A 21350-nucleotide genomic window follows, 5' to 3' on the forward strand; every position below is an offset into this window, starting at 1 on the left:
CGCTGGCCAGGAATCAGTCAATGCTCAGGCGATTGCCTCCGCCTGGTGCGCCGCCGCCATCGCGCCCAGCGAAGGAAAGCGGAACTCGTAGCCCGCGCCGGAGGGCGGCGGCATGGTGGCGCCCCAGCCATCCCGGTCGTGCCGCCGGTCGATCCAGGCGGAGGCGAGGCCCATGCGCTTGGCCGGGGCATGGTCGTGGAACAGGCTCTGCGCCGTGTGCAGGATCTCGGCCTTGCCGATGCCCTGCGCCGCCAGCGTCTCCAGCATGTGCTCGAAGTTGCGCAGGCTGGGCTTGTAGCTGCCGATGTCCTGCGCGGTGAAGACGGCGTCGAATTCCACGCCGAGCCGCCTGCGGCTGCCGGCGAAGCCGGCGCGGTCCACGTTGGAGAGGATCACCAGCCTGTAGTGCCGCTTGAGGTAGGCCAGCGCCTCGGCCGAGTCGGGGAAGGCGGGCCAGTCCGGCACCGAGGCGCCGAAGCGCGCATGCACCGCGTCGCTCACCTCCACGCCCCACTCGTCGGCGAGGTTGCGGTGCACCTCGGTCAGCAGCTCGGCATAGGGCATGGCCGGCGTCTCGGCCTGCTGGGTGGATTCGTGGCGGGCGAAGGCTTCCAGCACCTCGTCGCGCGGCAGGTCGAGCCCGCCCTTCTGCAACAGGGGCTGCAGCGCCTCGTGGATGCCGCTTTCCCAGTCGATCAACGTGCCGTAGCAGTCGAAGGTCAGCACACGGAAATCATGCAGGCGCATCGCGTCTCTCCGGAAGCCGATCGGGCATACGGTGCCATGCCGGAGCCTCCGGGGAAAAGCGCGGAATGCATCCGCCGGCTGGGCGCGGGCGGGGGGCGGGGCCATATTGAGGCCCCTCCCGCGCGATCCAGGGCGAGCCATGACCAGCACCGACCAGCCTTCCCCCCCGCCCACCATCCGCCGCGAGGACTACCGGCCGCCCGCCTTCCTGGTGGAGCAGGTGGATCTGCACATCGCCCTGCACCCCACCGCCACGCGGGTGCGCGCCCGGCTGGCGCTGCGCCGCAACCCGGCGGCCCCCGCCACGCCGGCGCTGGAGCTGGATGGCGAGGCGCTGACCCTGCTCTCCGCCGCGCTGGACGGCGCGCCGCTCGCCGCGGACCGGCTGCACCACCTGCCCGGCGGCGGCCTGCGCATCGACGGCATGCCGGACAGCGCCGTGCTGGAGACCGAGGTGGAGATCTCGCCCGAGGCCAACAGCGAGCTCTCCGGCCTGTATCTCTCGGGCGGCAACTACTTCACCCAGTGCGAGGCGGAGGGCTTCCGCCGCATCACCTACTTCCCGGACCGGCCGGACGTGATGGCGCGCTACACCACCACGCTGGAGGCCGACCGCGCCACCTGCCCGGTGCTGCTCTCCAACGGCAACCCGGATGGCGCGGGCGAACTGCCCGATGGCCGCCACTGGGCGCGCTGGTCCGATCCGCACCCCAAGCCCTCCTACCTCTTCGCCGTGGTGGCGGGCGATCTGGTGGCGGTGCGGGACCGCTTCACCACCCGCTCCGGCCGCGCGGTGGCGCTGGCCATCTATGTCCGCCGGGGCGACGAGGATGCCTGCGGCCACGCCATGGATTCGCTGAAACGCTCGATGGCCTGGGACGAGGCGACCTACGGCCTCGAATACGACCTCGACGTGTTCAACATCGCCGCCGTGTCGGACTTCAACATGGGGGCGATGGAGAACAAGGGCCTCAACGTCTTCAACACCAAGTACATCCTGGCCCGGCCCGAGACGGCGACGGACGCGGATTACGAGGGCATCGAGACCGTCGTCGCGCACGAGTACTTCCACAACTGGACGGGCAACCGCGTCACCTGCCGCGACTGGTTCCAGCTCTCCCTGAAGGAGGGGCTGACCGTGTTCCGCGACCAGCATTTCTCCGCCGACCAGGGTTCGGCGGCGGTGAAGCGGCTGGCCGATGTGCGCCGCCTGCGGAGCGCCCAGTTCCCCGAGGATGCGGGGCCGATGGCGCATCCGGTGCGCCCCGATTCCTATGTGGAGATCAACAACTTCTACACCGCCACCGTCTACCAGAAGGGCGCCGAGGTGGTGCGCATGATGCGCGCCCTGATCGGCGAGGCGAATTTCCGCCGCGGCATGGACCTCTACATCGCCCGCCACGACAACCAGGCGGTGACGATCGAGGATTTCGTCCGTGCCATGCAGGATGCCTCGGGGGTCGATCTCTCGCGCTTCAGCCGCTGGTACGCCCAGGCCGGCACGCCGGAGCTGCGGGTGTGGGAGGCGTTCGAGGCAGGCCGCTACACGCTCACCCTCTCCCAATCCACCCCGCCCACGCCGGGCCAGCCCGACAAGCAGCCGGTGCCGATCCCGGTGGCGATGGGGCTGATCGGCCCGGACGGCGCCGCGCTGGCCGAGCCCCAAATGCTGCTGCTGGAGGAAACCGAACAGACATACGTGTTCGAGGGGCTGCCGGCGAAGCCGGTGCCCTCGCTGCTGCGCGGCTTCTCGGCGCCGGTGAAGCTCTCCGGCCTGACGCTGGAGCAGCTCGGCTTCCTCGCCGCGCATGACACGGATGCCTTCGTCCGCTGGGAATCGTCGCAGCAATACGCCACGGCCGCCATGCTGGAGATGGTGGCGGCGCTGCGCAGCCAGAAGCCCCTCGAACTTCCCGAGGGCCTCGCCGCCATCACCGCCGCGCTGCTGGACCGCGCGATGGAGGACCCCGCCTTTGCCGCCGAGGCGCTGGCGCTTCCCTCGGAGGAGTTCATCGCCGACCAGATGGCGGTGGCCGATCCGGAGGCGATCCATGCCGTGCGGCACTTCCTGCGCGGCGCGCTCGGCCGTCGCTTCGCCGCGCGCTTCGCCGCGCTGCACGGGGATCTCGCGGAGTCCGGCCCCTACCGGATCGACGGCGCCGCCATCGGCCGCCGCGCGCTGCGCAACGCCGCGCTCGCCTATCTGGGCGCGGCGGGGGAGACGGCGCGGGCCGAGGCGCAGTTTGCCGCCGCCACCAACATGACCGACTCGCTGGCCGCGCTGCGCGTGCTGGCCGATTCCGATAGCCCGGCGCGGGAGGCGGCGCTGGCCGCCTTCCACGCCCGCTGGAAGGATGAGCCGCTGGTGCTGGACAAGTGGTTCATGATCCAGGCCATGTCGCCCCGCACCGGCGCGGCGGCGGCCGAGGCGCTCTCGCATCACCCGGATTTCGACCTGCGCAATCCCAACCGGGTGCGCGCGCTGGTCGGCGCCTTCGCCGCCGGCAACCCGGCGGCGTTCCACGCGGCCTCCGGCGAGGGCTACCGCTTCCTGGCCGACATGGTCATCGCGCTCGATGCGGTGAACACCCAGGTGGCGGCGCGGATGGTCTCGCCGCTCGGGCCGTGGAAGCGGCAGGATGCGGCGCGCGGCGCGATGATGCGGGCCGCGCTGGAGCGCATCGCCGCGCGGCCCGGGCTGAGCAAGGGCACCTACGAGAAGGTCTCGAAGAGCCTCGCCGCCTGAGCCGCCCGATGCCCGCCGGGCCTCAGGCCTGGCGGGGCTGGCCGTTGGAGGCGGAAAGCCCGCCATCCACCGGAAGGTTCACGCCGGTGACGAAGCGCGCATCCTCGCTGGCGAGGAAGGCGATGACATCGGCGACATCCGCCGGCTCGCCGGGGCGGCCGAGCGGGATGCGCTCGCGGAACTTGGCCACCAGCGCCTCGTCCTCCGCCATGTCCCGGGTCATGTCGGTGAGGGTGAAGCTCGGGTTCACCGCGTTCACCCGCACGCCCTTCTCGCCCAGCTCCATGGCCAGCGAGCGCGTCAGGTTGGTCACCGCGCCCTTGGCGGCGTTGTAGGCGCTCATGTTCCAGTCCCCCCCCGGTGCCGGAGACGGAGGAGACGTTGACGATGCTGCCCTTCGCCTCCAGCAGATGCGGCAGGGCGGCGCGGGTGCAGAAATAGACGCCGTCCAGGTCGGTCGCCATCAGGCGGCGCCAAGCCTCCGGCTCCAGCTCCAGCAACGGGCCGGTGACGACGGTGCCGGCATTGTTCACCAGCACGTCGAGCCGCCCGAAGCGCGCCAGCGTGGCGGCGACCAGCGCCTCCGCCTGTGCCCGCTCCGACACGTCGGCCACCTGCACCAGTGTCCGCTCCGCGTCCAGATCCGCGGCCACGCGCCGCAGCTTCGCCTCCGTGCGGCCGCAGAGGACGACCATCGCGCCCTCCGCCGCGAAGCGCCGCGCCGTGCCCTCGCCGATGCCCGAGCCCGCGCCCGTCACCACCACCACCTTGCCCGCGAAGCGCTGCATCTCTGCCTGTCCCTGCCGTCCAGGGCCAGAACACGGGGGCGGGGCCACGGTTCCCCGCCCGCTCAGTCCCGCGCCGCGTCCTGCGCCGCGAACCAGGCCGCCACCGCCTTGTTCTGCTCCGGCGTGAGCCGGCCGGCGATGGTCTGCATCAGCGCCCGGTACGGCCCGCCGCCGCGCGTGCCGGCCTGCCATTGCACGAGCTGGTTCTCCAGGTAGCTGGCGTGCTGCCCGTGCAGCGCGGGGTAGGAGGGGTTGCGCGCCAGCGCCGCGCCGCCGTGGCAGGAGAGGCAGGCCGGCACGCCCTCGGCCGGGATGCCCTGGCGGGCGATGCGCTCGCCCTCCGCCAGCAGCGCCGGCTCCGCGGGGGCCGCCACCGGCGGGCGGGGCTGGCGCGCATAGTGGCCGGCGATCTCGCCCAGCACCGCGTCATCGGCGCGGGCCGCGGGCGGCTGCATCATGCCGCTGTGCCGCGTGCCGTGCGAGAAGGCCAGCAGCGTCTCGCGCAGATAGGCCTCGCTCTGGCCGGCGAGGATGGGGAAGGCGTCGTTGTCCCGCCCGCGCCCGTCCATGCCGTGGCAGCGGGCGCAATCGGCCAGCGCCTCCTGCATCGGCGGCGCGGGGCCGCCGGTGTTGATGGCGTCGATGCCGATGAGGCCGGAGCTGGGCTGGCGCGCGCCGCCGGGGCCGAAGGCGAGGCGGCGGTATTCCTCCGGCGTCATTTCCGGCAGCGCCTCCAGGAAGGCGACCATGGCCCAGATCTCGTCATGCCGCTCGATGGCCACCCAGGCGGGCATGCCGCTGTAGCGCACCCCGTGCTGGACGATGCGGAACAGCTCCTCCGGCGTCCATTCGTCGAAGCGGCGGGTGAATTCCGGCGGTGGCGGCAGCGAGGCCTGCACGATGGGGTTCTGCCGCTCCCCCGGCGCGCCGTGGCAGGGGGCGCAGCCGGTGGCGTAGTGGCCGGCGCCGCGGTCGAGCAGGGCGGAGCGGGAAAGGTCCGGCGCCTCCAGCGCCAGGGCGCGGGTGCGGACGGAGTTGCGCATCACCCAGTGCAGGAACCACTCCGTGGCGGCCCAGTGGCCGCCGGAGGCGCCGACATAGATGACGCCCGACCAGCCGACCAGCAGCCCGCCCAGCGCGAGCGCGGCCAGCCCCAGCCCGACGCGGCGGAGGGTGAGGCGGAGGATCATCGGGCGGGCTCCTGGGGGCTGGTTCCTGGCGGGGCGGGATTGGGCGGGGCGGCTTCGGGGTCGCGCAGCAGGCGGGCGGCGAGCCAGAGGCCGCCGGCGAGATAGGCGCCGCCGCCCACCAGCAGCATCACCACGCCGCCGATCGACTGGTCCTCCAGCGGCGTCAGGCCAAGGCAGGCGGCATGGGCGTAGAGCGGGCGCGGCGCGAGGGCGATCAGCGCGCCGAGCAGCGTCATGTGCATGGAGGTGAGCAGCAGGCCGACGACGCCCGCCGCCTGGCGCGGCCGCCGGTCCGCCTCGCCGGCGCCGAGGCAGGAGAGCCAGACCAGCAGCGAGACGGCGAGGAAGCTGCCCTGCTCCAGCGCCATCACGCCGGAGGATTCGCGCGCCGCGTGGTGCGGCCCCGGCATGTGCCAGCCCCAGATGGTGACGAATTCCAGCCCCGAGGCCGCCACGGGCCACCAGAGGTTTGGCCCGAGAAGCCGGGGAAAGCGCCGTGCCGGGTCCCACCGCCCGCCGCCGAGGGCGATGGCGAGCAGCGGCGCGGCCACCGCCACCACGCCCATATGCATCACCATGTGGCCGGTGAAGGAGCGTTCCAGCAGCACCAGCAGCGGCCCGCCCCAGACCAGCGCCAGAACCAGCAGCGCCAGCGGCAAGGCCACCCCGGCGGCCATCAGCGGCAATCCGCGATGGTGATCGCCGGCATGGCGACGAAGATGACGCTGACGAAGCTCAGCGCGCAGAGCAGCAGCGTGGCGTAGCCGAGGAAGTGCTGGCGGTCCTCGTCCGTGGCCTGGTCGTGCGGCGGGTCGTCCGTGCCGAAGCCCCAGTGGCGGCGCGCCTGCTGCCCGGCCACCAGGATCAGCCCCAGCGCCGGGATGGTGATGCCGAGGATCACCCAGCGCAGCGTGGTGAGATCGACCCACGGCCCGCCGCCCTTGGCGCAGGCGATGGCGGCGGCGACGTAGCAGAGCAGGAAGTGGATGGCCCAGATGGCGGGCGGCGCCAGCAGGGTCCAGAGATTGGCGTGGCGCCGGTTGTGGATCAGCATGGCGGCCCCTCCCTCACGCCAGCAGCGGGAAGAGGGCGACGGTGGCGAGCGTCACCACCGCGGTGATGGCGGCGAAGTGCCAGTAGAGGACGACATTGTGGATATCGATGTCGTGCTCCCGCGTCAGCTTGCCGGCGAGGCTGCGGGCCAGGGCGTAGAGCGTCATGATGACGCCGACCGCCAAGTGCAGCGCCGCCCAGCCCAGCAGCACCCAGACGGCGGCGGGGTAGGCGTGGGTGGTGGGCTCCAGCCCGTTCGCCCAGGGGCCCATCAGCATGGCGCCGCCGCTGGCCAGGGCCAGCAGCACCGCCGCCAGCAGCCCGAGGCGCAGCCCGCCCGCCTGGCCCGCCGTGTTGCGCGCCCGCGCCCAGAGCATGGCGCCCCAGGCGCCGAGGGCGGCGAGCAGCGCCACGCCCGGCCAGAGCAGGCCGGGGCCCATCGGCAGCCCGGCGGCATCCAGCGGCGGGAAGACGGGGTGGATGGTCCAGAAGTAGAAGTAGCTGAACACCAGGCTGGCGAAGGCCGTCATGTCGCCGGTCATGGTGATGAACATCGCCCACCAGCCGACCGACCGGATGCCGGAGGCGTAGAGCGGCAGCCTCACGCCGCGGCCGATATCCTTCTCGTGCTTCTCCGGCACCATCGCCGTGCCGCGCCACAGCCAGGCCAGGATGGAGAGGATGGCGGCGACGCCGAAGGCCAGCCCGGTCCAGTAGAGGTGGAAGGTGGTGAGGATGAACACCGCCCCCGTCAGCACCGCCGCGATCATCGGCATGAAGCTGTTGCCCGGCACGCGCAGGCACTGGATCGGCCGCGCGTCGAGCACGGAGGTGACGAGGGTCTCGCGCTTTCCTTCCTCGGCATCGGGGAGGTATTCGCGGCCCTCGTCCACGCGGCGGGGCAGCTCCGGGTCGTCCCAGAGCGGGTAGCGGGAGGCGATGGCGGGAACGCTGCGCACGCCGTAATCGGGGCCGGGGATGGGGTTCAGCCATTCCAGCGTGCCGGCGCCCCAGGGGTTGCGCGGCGAATCCGCGCGGCGGCGGATGCCCCAGATGGCGTCCCAGGTGAACAGCAGCACGCCGGCCGCGAACAGCACCGCGCCGGCCGAGGAGATCAGGTTCAGCCAGTCCCAGCCGATGCCGCCCGGATAGGTGAACACGCGGCGCGGCATGCCGCGCAGCCCGGTGAAGTGCATGGGGAAGAAGGCGATGTTGAAGCCCAGGAACATCAGCCAGAACACGAGGCGGCCGATGCGGTCCGAGAGCTTCCGCGCCATGATCAGCGGGTAGTAGTAATAGGCGCCGGCGAAGAGCGGCAGCACCATGCCGCCGATCAGCACGTAGTGCAGGTGCGCCACGACGAAGTAGCTGTCATGCGCCTGCCAGTCGAAGGGGGCGATGGCCACCATCACCCCCGTCAGCCCGCCGAAGACGAAGATGGCGAGCGCCCCGGCGGCGAACAGCATCGGCGTGGAGCGGGTCATCTTCCCCGCCAGCATGGTGGCGACGAAGACGAAGATCTGCACGCCCGTCGGGATCGCCACCGCCTCGGAGGCCGCCGAGAAGAAGCCGAGCGAGATGGCGGGCAGGCCGGTGGTGAACATGTGGTGCACCCACAGCCCGAAGCTGAGGAAGCCGGTGCCCACGGCGGCCAGCACGATCCAGGAATAGCCGATGATCGGGCGCCGCGCGAAGGTCGGCACGATCATCGCCAGCAGCGCGATCGAGGGCAGGAAGACGATGTAGACCTCCGGGTGGCCGAAGATCCAGAACAGGTGCTGCCACAGCACCGGGTCGCCGCCGCGGCTGGCGTCAAAGAACGGCCAGCCGGCCAGCCGCTCCAGCTCGAACAGGATGTCGCCGGCGATCAGCGGCGGGAAGGCGAACAGGATCATGCCGCCGACGATCAGCACGTACCAGCAGTAGAGCGGCATGGTGTTGATGCGCATGCCCGGCGGGCGGCACTTCAGCACGCCCACGATCAGCTCCACCGCGGCGGCGATCGAGGCCACCTCGATGAAGGAGAGGCCGAGCAGCCAGATGTCGGCGCCGATGCCGGTGAGCTTCGGGTCGGTGGTCAGCGGCGGGTACATGAACCAGCCGGCATCGGGCGCCGCGTTGAAGAAGATCGAGCCCATGACGAAGACGCCGCCGATCAGGAAGCACCAGTAGCCATAGGCGGAGAGGCGCGGGAAGGGCAGGTCCCGCGCCGCCAGCATGGTGGGCAGCAGCAGGATCGCCACCGCCTCGAAGATCGGCACCGCGAACAGGAACATCATCGCCGTGCCGTGCAGCGTGAAGGCCTGGTTGTAGAGGCTGGCGGAGATGAGGTCGTTGTCCGGCACGGCGAGTTGCGCCCGCACCAGCAGCGCCAGCGCGCCGGCGAACAGGAAGAACAGGAAGGAGGTGGCGGTGTACCACAGCCCCACCTCGGTGTTGTTCACCGCCGACCAGTAGCGCCAGCCGGAGGGCGTCTCCCAGGTCTTCTCGAGCCGTGCCTCCTGGGCCTTCCGGCGGGCGGCGTCCTCGCTGTCCGGCATCGTCGCCTCGCTCATCGCAGCGTTCCCAGCCAGGCCGCGATCGCGGCGATCTCGGTCTCCGGCAGCGTGCCGTAGGCGGGCATGCGGGCGGAGGGCTTGATCTGGTCGACCCGGGCGATGAAGGCGGCGCGGTTCTCCGCGCTGTTCTCCAGGATGCCGGCGCCGATCGTGGGGCGGCTGGCCAGGTGCGTCAGGTCCGGCCCGATGTCGCCGCGCGCCGCCGTGCCGCGCACGCTGTGGCAGGCGCCGCAGCCATTCGCCAGGAAGGCGGCCTCGCCCGCCTGCGCCGCCGGCTCCACGGCGGCGGCCGGCGCCGCCTCGCGCGCCAGCCAGGCCTCGAACTCGGCCGGCTCCACCACCCGCACGGTGAAGGCCATCAGCGCGTGGGAGGCGCCGCAGAGCTCGGCGCAGGCGCCGCGGAACTCGCCCGTGCGCGTCGGCTCCAGCACCAGGCGGTTGGTGCGGCCGGGGATCATGTCCATCTTGCCGCCCAGCGCCGGCACCCAGAAGGAGTGGATGACGTCGCGCGTCGAGAGGCTGAACTCGACGCGCTGGCCCACCGGCAGCACCAGCGCGTTGGCGCTCTCCACCGGGGCGCCGCCGGGCGGATGGTAGCGCACCCGCCACCAGAACTGCTCGCCCTCCACATGCACCCGCAGCGGGCCGCCGGGGGCGCGGAGCTCCGGCATCAGCCGCAGGCCGTAGAACAGCAGCACCGCCAGCAGCAGCGTCGGCACCACCGCCCCCGCCCAGACGATGAGGCGGCTGGCGCCCTGCTGGCTCCAGGGCTGCCCGCGCCGTCGGGCGGCATAGGAGGCGAGGCCCAGCACCAGCACCCAGATGACGCCACTGGCGATCAGCATGGCCCAGAACAGCCGCGCCACCTGCTCCGCCTCGAAGCCGGCGGGGTCGAGCGCCGACTGCACGCCGCCGCACCCGGTCAGCAGCCCTGCCAGCGGCATGGCGCGCATGGCGCGGCCCGTCACGGTGCGTTGTTCCATTGGCCCCCTGCGGGCTCGCCGCCCACCCTGTCGTGCGCCGCCGTTGCGGCACACCTCTCCAGACCGCGCAACGCATCGCGGGCGGGGCGGTTTCCGGCTGCGGCTTGGCCTTCCGCGCGGCGCCAGCGCCGGCCGGGGCGGCTTCAGCGGGGTGCGGCGGTGCCGGGGAAGCCGGCCTCGGCCGGGTACATCAGCTCGGGCACGGCGATGTTGAGCTGGCCGTGATGCAGCCGGTGCACCGCCGCGCGCACCGCCACATCCAGCCCCGGCCGGTTGTAGTAGACGCCGCGTATGTGCAGCTGATGCGCGATGCAGCGCAGGAAGCCCTCGCGCAGCGCCGGGTCGGGCGGGGTCGCTTCCGTCCAGAAGCGGTCCAGCGGGCCGGAGAAGACCAGGCCGGGAATGCGGTAGAGCGCCTCGCCCAGCGCGAAGGTCGGGGTGTGGTCGATGATGGAGCGCAGCCCCACCGTGCTGTTGACGGTGACGGTGCCCTGCACCTGCTCGACGATGGCGCCCAGATTGCCGCCCCCCAGATAGTGCATCCGCGCCGAGACCCCCGCCGCCTCGGCGATGCGGCGGGTGCGCCGCTTCCAGTTCTTCAGCCCCGGGTCGAGCGGATGCACCTTCACCAGCAGATGCGCGTCGGCGGGCGCATGGGCGGCGAAGCTCTCCGCCACCTCGCGCAGCGCCGTGTCCAGGTCGGGATAGCGGGAATAGGCGCGGATGGAGAAGTCGCTCTCCATCTGCATCGCCATCAGGAAGAGCGGGCCGGTGCCGGAGAGGCGCTGCAGGATGGCGTCCGCCCGGCGGTTGTCCCGCCCGCGCTGCAGCAGCCGCAGCCCGACGCCCATGTAGTACAGCGCCGGGTGCTGCAGCAGGTGCGTGCGGTAGTGGGGGAAGGGCCAGGGCAGGGCGCTGCTCAGATGGTAGAGCATGTCCCACCGTGCCTGGCGGGCGAAGCTGTCCTTGTTGCGCACGATCAGGTCGGGCGGCGGCAGGCTGGCGCCGGTGCGCAGGATGGTTTCCGGGTCGCGGGTGAACAGACTGGCCGCGTTCATGCCGTCCCGCTCGAGCACGATCCAGTCGGGGCGGATGTAGCCGAAATCGGTGGTGGCGACGTGGATGCCGCGCGCATGCGCGGCGGCGATGGCGGCCTTGTGATAGCTCCGCTGCTCGCCCAGCAGCACCAGGTCGGTGACGCCGTGGCGGTCGAGGAAGGCTTCGACGAAGGCCGGCCATTCCTCGGCCCGGCCGCGGAAATCCACCGCGCCCGGGCCGCGCCAGAACAGCCTGTCGCCGAGGTTCAGGTTGATCCGGTGCACGGCATGTCCCAGCGCCCGCAGCCCGGCGCCAACCTCGTCGAAGAACGGCGTGATCGGTCCCTGCAGGAAGAGGAAGCATCGTGAAGCCGGATCGGCGGGGCTGCTCATCGGCGGCGGCGGGTTCTCGTCTGCGGCGGTCGGAGGGGCGGGGCTTCCGGCCCGCCGCGCGGAATGAAGGGCAGGGCCGCCATGGGCATGGCGCGCGCTACCCGACAGGCGCGGCCAGGGCCGCATGCAGGTCCTCCCAGCCGACGGTCCGCTGGCCCTGCCACGCCATCTCCCGCAATGCCCCGGCCGATGGAAATGGGCAATAGGGCGCGCCAGGCTGTGACAGGTCCTGCGGCCGGCCCGCCGGCGGCGCGGCGGCGGCCTCCAGCGCCGCCAGCAGCGGCCCGAGCAGCGCGGCGCCGGCCTCGTGCAGCAGCCGGGCCGCGGTGCTGGCGGTGACGCCCGGCGGCAGCGCCATCGCCTGCTGCGCCAGGATGGCGCCGGCATCGATGCGCGGCACCATGCGGTGCACCGTCACGCCGAAGGCGGGCGGCGTCTCCCGCATCGCCCAGAGGGTGGGCACCGGGCCGCGGTGGCGCGGCAGCAGCGAGGGATGCACGTTGATGCCCCCCAGCGGCGCCAGGGCCAGGATTTCGGCGCGCAGGATCTGGTCGAAGTGGAAGGACAGGATCAGGTCCGGCCGGGCCGCGCGCAGCGCGGCGGCCATGGCGGGGCCGTTGACGTCCTCCACCGCCAGGAGCGGGATGCCCCGCCGCCGCGCGAAGCCGCTCAGCGCGCCACGGCCCAGGGCCCGGCGCAGCCCGCCCAGCGCCTGCGGCAGGCCGTAATTGACCAGCAGGTAGGGCAGCAGGCGGGGGCCGGAGCGGCGCCAATGGGCGCGCATCTGCCCGGGCATGCCGCCGGCGGCGGCGCGGTAGGGCAGGGAGCGGCCGATCAGCACGATCCGCTCCGCCTGCTGCTCCGCCAGCCGCAGCACCGCCGCGGCGCTGAGCGCGCTCTCCAGGGTCAGCAGGGCGATGCGCATGCCGCCCGCCCGAGCCCCCATCCGGCCTCCTGCCCGATCTCCTGCCCGATCTCCTGCCGGCCGGGGCGCCTCACGCGCCGAGGCCGGGCAGGCTCTCGACGCGGCCGATGCCGGAGACGGCCTGGCTCAGCGCCTCGGCCGCCTGGTCGAGATCCGCCGCGCTGTGCTCGGAGGAGATGAAGAAGCGCAGCCGCGCGGATTGCTCCGGCACGGCGGGGAAGGTGACGGTCTGCACCGCCACGCCGCGCTCCAGCAGCGCCGCCGCCACCTTCGCCGTGCGCACCGAGGAGCCGAGGATGACCGGCAGCACGGCGCCGCCCTGGCTGGTGCCGGTGTCGAAGCCGCGCGCGCGCAGCCGCTCCCGCAGGCCGAGGCCATTGGCCTGCAGCCGTGCCACCCGCTCCGGCTCGGCGCGCAGGATGCGCAGCGATTCCAGCGCGGCGGCGGCCAGCGCCGGCGGCAGCGCCACGGAATAGACGAAGCCCGGCGCGGTGTGGCGCATCCAGTCGATCAGGTCGGCCCGCGCGGCGATGTAGCCGCCGCAGGCGGAGAGCGTCTTGGAGAGCGTGCCCATCCAGATGTCGACGCCGGCGGGATCGACGCCCTGCGCCTCGGCGATGCCCTGGCCGGTGGCGCCCAGCACGCCGAGGGAATGCGCCTCGTCCACCATCAGCCAGGCATCGTGGCGGCGGGCGATCTCGATGCAGCGGGCGAGGTCGGGGCTGTCGCCATCCATGCTGTAGTGGCCCTCCACCAGCAGCAGGGCGCGGGCCGCCTTGCCCGCGCCGCGCCGGGCCGCCGCCAGCTCCCGCTCCGCCGCGCCCAGATCGTTGTGCGCGAAGGGGATGCGCCGGGCGCCGGAGAGGCGGACGCCCTCGGTGCAGGAATTGTGGATGGCCGCGTCGTGCACCACGATGTCGCGCGGGCTCATGAGGTGGCCGATGGTGGTGACGTTGGTGGCGTGGCCGGAGACGAAGGTGAGCGCCGCCTCGGTGCCGTGCAGCGCCGCCAGCGCGCGCTCCAGCTCGCGGTGCAGCTCCCGCTCCCCCGAGAGGATGCGCGAGCCGGAGGGCGAGACGCCGTAGCGGTCCACCGCCGCCTTGGCCGCCGCCAGCACGCGCGGGTCGCCGTTCAGGCCGAGGTAGTTGTAGCTGGTGAAGTTGACGACCGCGCGCCCCTGGATGCGGCTGTGCGCGCCGGCCAGCCCGTCATGCGCCTGGAACAGCGGGCTCGGCATGTCGAGCGATTGCAGCGCGGTCTTCAGCAGGCCGAAATCGCGCATGCCGGGCAGGGTGGTGAAGTCGCGCGCGCTGCCCGCGTCGGGCGCCGGCGCCTCGCCGCTGCGCCGCTTGGAGAGCCGCGCCAGCAGCGCCATCCGCGCCGTGGCGCTGAGCCCGCCGCTCATGCGCCCGCCCCGCGGGCGGGGTGGATCGGAGAGAGGGTCATGCGTGCTGCGTGTCCATGGGCCATGGTCCGGGCCGTTCGTGGGCGCTGCCCCCGGCCCGTGCCGGCGGGGCGGCGTGCGGGGAGGATAGCCGGTCCGGGGCGGGTCCGCACCCGCCCCGGGCCATCACGAAGTCGCTTCGGCCGGGTGCCCGGCCGGGCCGGCGCTGGGCTCGAACTGCTCCACCAGCTCGGCGATCGCCTCCTCGGCGCGGCCGCCGGCCAGGCCCTCAGCCAGCTTGCGGGTCAGCAGGTCGATGGTCAGATCCTCGCTCACCGAGGCCAGCGGCACCTGCATTCCCAGCCGCCGCTCCAGCGCGCCGCGCAGCTCGAGGCCGCCCAGGCTGTCGAGCCCGAGGCCGGCCACGGGCGCGTCGAGCGGCACCGCCTCGGGCGGCAGGCGCAGGATGCGCGCCACCTCCTCCTGCACCACCTGGCGCAGCAGGGCGCGCGCCTCCTCCGGCGGCAGGGCGAGCAGATGGGCCTGCAGCCCGGCTGCCTCCAGGCTGGTCTCGGCGCGGCCGCGCACCTCGGAGAAGAGCGGCTCCTCCAGGATCGGCAGCGCCATGCGCGCCTCCCGCCAGGCGACATGCGCCAGCCCCAGCACCGGCGCGCCGCTCTCCAGCAGCGCCGGCAGGGCGGAGAGCGCCTCGGCCGCCGCCATCGGCGCCACGCCCAGGCGGCGGGCCAGGGTCCCGGCGGTGGCGGCGTTGCCGGCGAGGATGCCGGCATCGGCGATCGGGCCCCAGGCCACCGCCAGCGCCGGCAGCTCCTCGGCATGGCGGCGCCGCGCCAGCGCCTCCAGCGCCATGTTGGCGGCGACGTAGTTGGCCTGGCCCGGATTGCCCATCGCCGTGGTGGCGGAGGAGAACAGCAGGAACAGCGAGACCGGGTCCCGCCGTGTCAGCCGGTCGAGATTCCCGGCGATGGCGAGCTTCGGCGCCAGCACGGCGGCGAAGCGGCGGGCGTCGAGCGCAATGGCGGCGGCGTCGTCGAAGGCGGCGGCGGCGTGCACCACCCCCGCCAGCGGCGGCCCCTCGGCGCGGATGGCGGCGAGCGCGCCCTCCAGCGCCGCGGCATCCGTGGCGTCGGCCGCGTGCACGGTGGCGCGGGCGCCCAGCGCCGCCAGCGCCGTCACCGCCGCCTCCGCCCCCGGCGTGGTGCCGCCGCGGCGCGAGAGCAGGGCGAGGTGCCGCGCGCCGCGCGCCGCCAGCCACTTGGCGCATTCGAAGCCGAAGCCCTGCACGCCGCCCACCACCAGGATGGTGCCCTCGGGCGGCACCCAGGCGGGGCGGGGCGGGGTGCGCGGCATGGCGGGCGGCACCAGCACCAGCTTGCCGATGTGGCTGCTGGCCTGCAGCGCGCGGAAGGCGGCCTCCACCTCGGTAGCCTGGCGCGCCGCGTGCGGCAGCGGGTGCAGCAGCCCGTCGGCGAAGCGCTGGGCGATGTCGGTGAGCAGGCGGCGCGCCAGTATGGGCCGCGCCTTCGGCAGCTGGTCCACATCCACGCCGAAATAGGTGAGGTTGTGGCGGTAGGGGCGCAGCCCGACGCGGCGGTTCTCGAAGAAGTCCCGCTTGCCCAGCTCGACGAAGCGGCCGAAGGGCTTCACCAGCCCGAGGCTGCGCTCCATCGCCTCGCCGGCGAGCGAGTTCAGCACCACGTCCACCCCCTCCGGCCAGGCGGCGCGGAGCTGGTCGGCGAAGCCGGGGTCGCGGCTGTCCAGCACCAGCTCGGCGCCGGCGGCGCGCAGCAGGGCGCGCTTGGCCGGCGTGCCGGCGGTGGCGGCGATGCGCGCCCCCGCCGCCTGCGCCACCTGCAGCGCGGCCAGCCCCACCGCGCCGGCGCCGCCATGGATCAGCACCGTCTCGCCGGCCTCCAGGCGGGCGCAGTTCTCCAGCGCGTAGATGGCGGTGAGGAAGGCCACCGGCACGGTGGCGGCGGCGGCGAAATCCAGCCCCGGCGGCACGCGCGTCACCGCCTCGGCGCGGGTGCGCACGCGGCTGGCCAGCGCCGCGGGGGCGAAGCCGAACACCGCCTCGCCCGGGCGGAAGGCGACGTCCGGCCCGGCCTGCTCCACCACGCCGGCCATCTCCATGCCCAGCGTCGGGCCGGCGAAGCCGAGCAGCAGCGCCTCCTCCGGCAGCAGCCCCTGCGCCCACATCAGGTCGCGGAAGTTCAGCCCGGCGGCCTCGACGCGCACCACCACCTCGCCCGGGCCGGGCGGCGGCAGGTCGAGCGGCTCCCATTCCAGCGTGCCGAGCTGGCCGGGCTGGCGGATGGCCAGCCGCGCCGGGCCCTGCGGCGCGGCGGCGGCGGGCTTCGCGCCGGGGCGCAGGCGCGGCGCCAGGCGCGCGGCCGGGGTCAGGTGCAGCTCCGGCTCCGCGCCGGCGCCCAGCAGCTCGGGCAGCAGGCGGGCGGCGGCCTCCTGCGGCGCCAGCGCGGCATCCAGCCCGATGCGGCGCGGCCGCAGCTCCGGCATCTCGTTGGCCAGCACCCGGGCCAGGCCGTGCAGCGCGGCGGCCTCCGGCATGTGCAGCGCGTCGGCGGTCAGCAGGGTGAAGGCCCGGGCGCGGCCGCGCGCCGCCTCGGCCAGGGCGGTGACCTGCGCCAGCGTGGCCGCCAGCGCCTCCGCCCCGGGGGCGGCCAGCACCACCGCGTGAATGCCGGACAGGGTGCGCGGCGGCTGCCGCGCGGCCCCGGCCAGCGGCAGGGCGGTGACGCCGGCGCCGGCCCCGGCCAGGGCGGCCGCCAGGGCCTCGGCCAGCGGCGCGCTGGCCTTGTCATGGTGCAGCTGCAGGGCGATGGCGGGCGGCGGCAGGGAAGGCGCCCCACCCTCGCCGGCCGCCGGCTGTGCCGCGCGGGCGCCGATCAGCAGCGCCGGCCAGGGCGCCGAGCCGAGCGGCGCGATCCAGGCGCGCTCCACATCCGGGGCGGCGCAGGCGGCTTCCCAGCCGGCGGCGTCGGGCAGCGGGGGCGCGCCATGGTCCCACCAGCCCGCATCCTGGCCGCAGGTGAAGGTCCAGGCGCGGCCGGGCAGCGGCTCGGCCAGCAGCAGGGCGCCGCCGCCGGCCAGCAGGCCGCCCAGCGTGCCGAGCAGGGCGGTGCCGCGCCGCGCGCGGGCGGCGGCGGCAAGCCCCACCACGAGGTCCGCGCCCAGCCCGGCCGGGGCGGGGGCGCCCGGCTCCCAGGCCTCAAAGCCGAAGACGATGTTGCCGGCATGCGGCGGGATGGCGGCGGCGCGGGCATCGCCCGGCGCGCCGGTGGCGGTGTAGCGCACCGGCCGGCCGCTGGCGCCCAGCACGGCCAGCAGCCGCCGCGTCAGCGGCCCGCCATTGGCGCCCAGCTCCAGCACCCGCAGCGGCCGCCCCGGCGGCCAGCCGGCGACGAAGCGCCCCACCGCCTGGGCCAGCACGGCGGCCAGCCGCTCGAAGCCCAGCGCATCGGGCGGCGGCAGGCTCTCGGGCTGCGATTCGCCGGAGAGCGCCTGCGGCAGGCGCTCGGCCGCCAGGGCCAGCCAGCCCAGCTCATGCGCCAGCGCCGGGCTCTCGGCCAGCACGGCGCGCCAGATGTCGCCGGCTTCCGGCAGGTCCTCCGGCGGCGGCAGCAGCCAGCCCTTGGGGCCCGGCTCGGCCAGCCCGTCCTCGGCCAGGGCGCGCAGCAGCGACAGCGCGTAGGGCGAGAGGCCGGCCGCCGGCAGCAGCCCCGACACCCCGGCGCGGGCACGCAGCGCCGCCTGGGCGCTGGACACCACATGGCCCTCCAGCAGCAGCGCCGTCTCGCTCAGGTCGTGCTCGGCATCCTCGGCCAGGGCGGCGCGCAGGGCGGCGTCCAGGTCGACCGACGGGGCGGGGCCGGGCGCCGCCTCCAGCGCCTGCGGCTCGATGCGGAACACCGCCTCCGCCACGGTGGGGCGTGGGGCGAGGCGGATGGACTGCATCCAGCCCTCCTCCAGCTGCGCCACGACCTGCCCGTTGCCGTCGCGCAGCCGGGCCGCGTACTGGCCGGAGCGGCTGCCGCGGTGCAGCAGCGCCAGCTCGGCGCTGACCGGCACGGGCGCGCCGCGCCGCAGCAGCAGCCGGCCGAAGCGCACCGGCACCACGGCGGTGCCCTCCTCCTCCCGCTGGCCGGGGGCGAACAGCGCCACCAGCCCGTGCAGCGCCGCGTCCAGCCGCACCGGGTGCAGCAGCCAGCCGGCCGAGTCGGGCGGCGCCGCCGCGGGCAGGACGAGGCGCACCCCGGCCTGCCGGCCATCGGCGGACAGGGTGGCTTCCGCCGCCGCCTGGAAGGCGGGGCCGTAATCCAGCTGCAGGCGGCGGGCGATGGCGAGGATCTCCCCGCCCTCCAGGCGCGGCCCTTCCAGCGTGGGGGGCGGGGCGGCGTCCAGCGCCGCCGGGGTAGCGGCGGCCGCCTGGCCGCGCGCGTGCAGGGTCCAGCCCTCGCCGGTCAGGCGCGGCCGGCTCTCGATCTGGAACAGGCCGTTCTCCGGCTCCAGCACGAAGCGCAGCTCGCGCGCCGAATCGGCGGAGAGCGGCAGGGCGCGCAGGATCTGCACGTCGCGCAGCTCCAGCACCGGCGCCTCCGGGAAGTGCTGGGCGGCGGCGGCGAGCGCCATCTCCAGCATGGCGGCGGCGGGCAGCACCGGCTCGCCGCCCAGCCGGTGGTCGGCCAGCCAGGGTTCCTGCGCCGTGTCCAGCAGGCGCGACCAGCGCCCCGCCTCGTTGCCCTGGCGGAAGCCGAGCAGCGGGTGCTCGGCCACCGGGTCGGTCAGCCGCACGGTCTCCTGCGTGGCGGCGAACCAGTGGCGCTGCCGCTCGAAGGGCGTGAAGGGCAGGCCGCGCCGCGCCGCCGGGCCCTGCCAGGCGGGGCCGCCGCGCGGGTCGGCGCCCAGTGCCAGGGCGCGGTCGGCCAGCGCCGGGAAGGGGTCGCCCGGCGGGTCGCGGCGGCTGAGGCTGGCCAGCACCGGCGCCTCCGCCTCGGCGGCGCGCAGGCTCTCGCGCAGATAGGATTGCAGCACCGGGTTGGGGCCGATCTCCAGGAACAGCCGGGCGCCGGCATCCACCGCCGCCTGCACAGCCGCCTGGAAGCGCACCGGGGCGCGCAGGTTCTGCCACCAGTACTCGGCGTCCAGCGCCGCGCCCGGCAGCTTGGTGCCGGTGACGGAGGAGAGGAAGCCGATCCGCCCCGCGCCCGGGGCCTCCTGGGGGGCGAAGCCTTCCAGCTCGGCCAGCAGCGCCTCGCGCACCGGGTCCATGGCGGCGGAGTGGAAGGCGTAGTCGAGATCGAGCCGCACGGCGGCCAGGCGCTGCGCCTTGGCGGCCGCCACCAGCGCGTCGATCGCCGCCTCCGGCCCGGCCACGGTGATGGCGTCCGGCGCGTTGTAGGCGGCGATCTCGGGGCGCCAGCCGGATTCGTCGGGCGGGCAGGCGGCCAGCAGCGGCGCCGCCGCCTCGGCTCCGGCGCCGATCGCCGCCATGCGGCCCTGGCCGCGCCGGCTGTGCTGGGCGCGGGAGCGCGCCACCACCAGCCGCGCCGCCTGCGCCATGGTGAGGATGCCGGCCGCCTGCGCCGCCGCCACCTCGCCCACCGAATGGCCCAGCACGTAGTCCGGCCGGATGCCCTGCGCGGCCAGCGCCGCCAGGATGCCGTGCTGCACCAGAAAGAGCAGCGGCTGCGCGCGGTCGGTGCCCGCGAGGTCGTCGGCGGTGGCGCCCGCCGCCAGCAGCGCGGCGCCGGACCAGCCGGTGAGCGGCGCCAGCACCGCGTCCGCCGCCGCGACGGCGGCGCGGAAGGCGGCGTTGTGCGCCATCGCCTCCCGCGCCATGCCGGCGAACTGCGCGCCATTGCCGGAGAAGACGAAGGCGATGTGCCCGCCCGCGCCGCGCTTGGCGACGCCATGCGTCACCCCCTCCGGCCGGGCGCCGGCGAGCCAGCCCTCCAGCCCGGCGCGCAGGGCCGCGGCATCCTCGCCGCGCAGCGCCAGGCGGTGGCCGTGCAGGTCGCGGTGGCGGCCGAGGCCGCGGCGGAGCGGCAGGGTGTCCGTGCCGTCCTCCAGCCGGTCCCGCCAGCGGGTGGCCAGTGTCTTCAGCGCGGCGGCGGAGCGGGCGCTCAGCACCAGCGGCGGCGCCGGCCCGACGTCAGCAGGTTGGGCGGCGTCAGGCTGGCTGGTGGCAGGCTGGCTGGTGGCAGGCTGGGGAGGGGCGGCCCCCAGCAGCACCGAGGCGTTGGTGCCGCCGAAGCCGAAGCTGTTGACGCCGGCCACCGCGCCCGGCGGCAGCGCCTCCAGCGCGGTGGGGACGCGCAGGTTCAGCCCGGCGAAGTCGATGTTCGGGTTGGGCGTGCTGAAATGCAGGTTGGGCGGCACCGCGCCCCGCTCCAGCACCAGCATGGCCTTGAGCAGGCCGGCGATGCCCGAGGCCGGCTCCAGATGGCCGATATTGGTCTTCACCGAGCCGATGGCCAACGGCGTGGCGCGGCCCTGCGCCAGCGCGGTGCCGATGGCCCAGGTCTCGGCCGGGTCGCCGGCCTGGGTGCCGGTGCCATGCGCCTCGAAATAGGCGATGTCGTCCCGCGCCACGCCGGCCTCGGCCAGCACGCGCTGCAGCAGCGCTGCCTGCGCCTCGCGGTTGGGCAGGGAGAGGCCGATGGTGCGGCCGGCGGCGTTGGTGCCGGCGGCCAGGATGACGCCGCGGATGGCATCGCCCGCCGCCAGCGCCGCCGAGAGCGGCTTCAGCACCACGAGGCCGGCGCCCTCGCCGCGCACATAGCCGTCCGCCGCCGCGTCGAAGGCCTGGCAGCGGCCGCGCGCCGAGAGCATGCCGGCGCGCGAGAAGCCGACGAAGGCGAAGGGCGAGAGCAGCATCTGCACGCCCCCCACCAGCGCCGCCTCCACCCGCCCCGCGCGCAGCGCCGCCACCGCGGCCTCCAGCGCCACCAGCGAGGAGGAGCAGGCGGTGTCCACCGTCTGGCCGGGGCCGCGCAGGTCGAACACGTTGGTCAGGCGGTTGGCCAGGATCGACAGCGTGTTGCCGGTCATGAAGTAGCGGTCGGCGCCGGGGGAATCGCCCAGGCGCAGCTCGGCATAGTCGGTCGAGGAGCCGCCGACCCAGACGCCCACGGCGCGGCCGGCGAGCTGGCTGGCCGGCCAGCCCGCATCCTCCAGCGCCTCGGCCGCCACCTCCAGCAGCAGGCGCTGCTGCGGGTCCATCTCGGCGGCCTCGCGCGGGGAGAGGCCGAAGGCGGGGGCGTCGAAGCCGGAGATGTCGCCCAGATGCGCGGCGGCGAAGCTGTAGGAACGGCCCGGCTCGCCCTTGCGCGGGTGGTGGAAGGCGGCCTGGGTGAAGCGGTCCGGCGGCAGGGTGCCGACGCAGTCGCGCCCGGCGGCCATCATGTCCCAGAAGCCATCCAGATCCTTGGCACCCGGCAGCCGGCAGGCGGCGCCGATGATGGCGACCGGTTCAGCGGCGCGCATGGCGGATGGAGTCGGTCCT

General features: G+C 74.7%; 12 protein-coding genes and 1 pseudogene. 1 reads left to right on the forward strand and 12 read right to left on the reverse strand.

Annotated elements, in window-relative coordinates; genetic code table 11:
* Positions 1-24: 24 nt before the first annotated feature.
* A complete protein-coding gene (locus CR165_RS04900; protein ID WP_109515828.1) occupies positions 25-747 on the reverse strand; it encodes a haloacid dehalogenase type II in 723 nt (240 codons plus the stop codon).
* Between the two features lie 139 nt (positions 748-886).
* Here CR165_RS04900 and pepN point away from each other — a divergent pair, with 139 nt between their 5' ends.
* Complete coding sequence (gene pepN, locus CR165_RS04905) at positions 887-3493, forward strand: aminopeptidase N (RefSeq protein WP_109515829.1); 2607 nt, start codon at positions 887-889, stop codon at positions 3491-3493.
* Positions 3494-3515: 22 nt separating this feature from the next.
* On the opposite strand, the gene CR165_RS25950 is transcribed toward pepN, so the two are convergent.
* The 11 genes and pseudogenes from CR165_RS25950 to CR165_RS04955 form a co-directional block, all read right to left on the reverse strand.
* Entirely contained in the window at positions 3516-3836 is a 321-nt protein-coding gene (locus tag CR165_RS25950) for an SDR family NAD(P)-dependent oxidoreductase (RefSeq protein WP_281262094.1), read from the reverse strand.
* Between the two features lie 70 nt (positions 3837-3906).
* Positions 3907-4281 (reverse strand): annotated as a pseudogene (locus CR165_RS25955) (SDR family NAD(P)-dependent oxidoreductase); the annotation flags it as partial.
* A gap of 62 nt (positions 4282-4343) precedes the next feature.
* Positions 4344-5471 carry a c-type cytochrome gene (locus CR165_RS04915; RefSeq protein WP_109515830.1) on the reverse strand — a complete coding sequence of 376 codons (1128 nt, stop codon included), beginning with the start codon at positions 5469-5471 and terminating at the stop codon, positions 4344-4346.
* Positions 5468-6148, reverse strand: coding sequence for a cytochrome c oxidase assembly protein (locus tag CR165_RS04920; RefSeq protein ID WP_109515831.1), 681 nt, complete (start codon positions 6146-6148; stop codon positions 5468-5470). Before CR165_RS04920 ends, CR165_RS04915 begins: the two co-directional genes overlap by 4 nt.
* The gene (locus CR165_RS04925) at positions 6148-6525 is read right to left on the reverse strand and encodes a hypothetical protein (protein WP_109515832.1); all 378 of its coding nucleotides are present in this window, start codon (positions 6523-6525) and stop codon (positions 6148-6150) included. Before CR165_RS04925 ends, CR165_RS04920 begins: the two co-directional genes overlap by 1 nt.
* A 13-nt stretch (positions 6526-6538) precedes the next feature.
* On the reverse strand, positions 6539-9079 hold the full coding sequence (ctaD, locus tag CR165_RS04930) for a cytochrome c oxidase subunit I (RefSeq protein ID WP_245906114.1): 2541 nt from the start codon (positions 9077-9079) through the stop codon (positions 6539-6541).
* Positions 9076-10065: a cytochrome c oxidase subunit II gene (coxB, locus tag CR165_RS04935; RefSeq protein ID WP_245906116.1), complete on the reverse strand. Its 990-nt coding sequence runs from the start codon at positions 10063-10065 to the stop codon at positions 9076-9078. The genes ctaD and coxB overlap by 4 nt, the downstream gene beginning before the upstream one ends.
* Before the next feature lie 143 nt (positions 10066-10208).
* Entirely contained in the window at positions 10209-11495 is a 1287-nt protein-coding gene (locus tag CR165_RS04940) for a capsule biosynthesis protein (RefSeq protein ID WP_109515962.1), read from the reverse strand.
* A gap of 97 nt (positions 11496-11592) precedes the next feature.
* Positions 11593-12420, reverse strand: a complete 828-nt coding sequence (locus CR165_RS04945) for a formyltransferase family protein (RefSeq protein WP_109515833.1) — start codon at positions 12418-12420, stop codon at positions 11593-11595.
* Between the two features lie 70 nt (positions 12421-12490).
* Positions 12491-13825, reverse strand: coding sequence for an aminotransferase class I/II-fold pyridoxal phosphate-dependent enzyme (locus CR165_RS04950; protein ID WP_109515834.1), 1335 nt, complete (start codon positions 13823-13825; stop codon positions 12491-12493).
* Between the two features lie 165 nt (positions 13826-13990).
* Positions 13991-21331 carry a type I polyketide synthase gene (locus CR165_RS04955; RefSeq protein WP_181378002.1) on the reverse strand — a complete coding sequence of 2447 codons (7341 nt, stop codon included), beginning with the start codon at positions 21329-21331 and terminating at the stop codon, positions 13991-13993.
* Positions 21332-21350 lie beyond the last annotated feature (19 nt).

The organism is Teichococcus aestuarii (assembly GCF_003116135.1).
In the GTDB taxonomy this organism is placed as follows: domain Bacteria; phylum Pseudomonadota; class Alphaproteobacteria; order Acetobacterales; family Acetobacteraceae; genus Pseudoroseomonas; species Pseudoroseomonas aestuarii.

Bases quoted from the DNA above. Each gene is read 5' to 3' on its own strand.
- CR165_RS04900 (WP_109515828.1), bottom strand. From the start codon at position 747: ATGCGCCTGCATGATTTCCGTGTGCTGACCTTCGACTGCTACGGCACG.
- pepN (WP_109515829.1), top strand. From the start codon at position 887: ATGACCAGCACCGACCAGCCTTCCCCCCCGCCCACCATCCGCCGCGAG.
- CR165_RS25950 (WP_281262094.1), bottom strand. From the start codon at position 3,836: ATGAGCGCCTACAACGCCGCCAAGGGCGCGGTGACCAACCTGACGCGC.
- CR165_RS04915 (WP_109515830.1), bottom strand. From the start codon at position 5,471: ATGATCCTCCGCCTCACCCTCCGCCGCGTCGGGCTGGGGCTGGCCGCG.
- CR165_RS04920 (WP_109515831.1), bottom strand. From the start codon at position 6,148: ATGGCCGCCGGGGTGGCCTTGCCGCTGGCGCTGCTGGTTCTGGCGCTG.
- CR165_RS04925 (WP_109515832.1), bottom strand. From the start codon at position 6,525: ATGCTGATCCACAACCGGCGCCACGCCAATCTCTGGACCCTGCTGGCG.
- ctaD (WP_245906114.1), bottom strand. From the start codon at position 9,079: ATGAGCGAGGCGACGATGCCGGACAGCGAGGACGCCGCCCGCCGGAAG.
- coxB (WP_245906116.1), bottom strand. From the start codon at position 10,065: ATGGAACAACGCACCGTGACGGGCCGCGCCATGCGCGCCATGCCGCTG.
- CR165_RS04940 (WP_109515962.1), bottom strand. From the start codon at position 11,495: ATGAGCAGCCCCGCCGATCCGGCTTCACGATGCTTCCTCTTCCTGCAG.
- CR165_RS04945 (WP_109515833.1), bottom strand. From the start codon at position 12,420: ATGCGCATCGCCCTGCTGACCCTGGAGAGCGCGCTCAGCGCCGCGGCG.
- CR165_RS04950 (WP_109515834.1), bottom strand. From the start codon at position 13,825: ATGAGCGGCGGGCTCAGCGCCACGGCGCGGATGGCGCTGCTGGCGCGG.
- CR165_RS04955 (WP_181378002.1), bottom strand. From the start codon at position 21,331: ATGCGCGCCGCTGAACCGGTCGCCATCATCGGCGCCGCCTGCCGGCTG.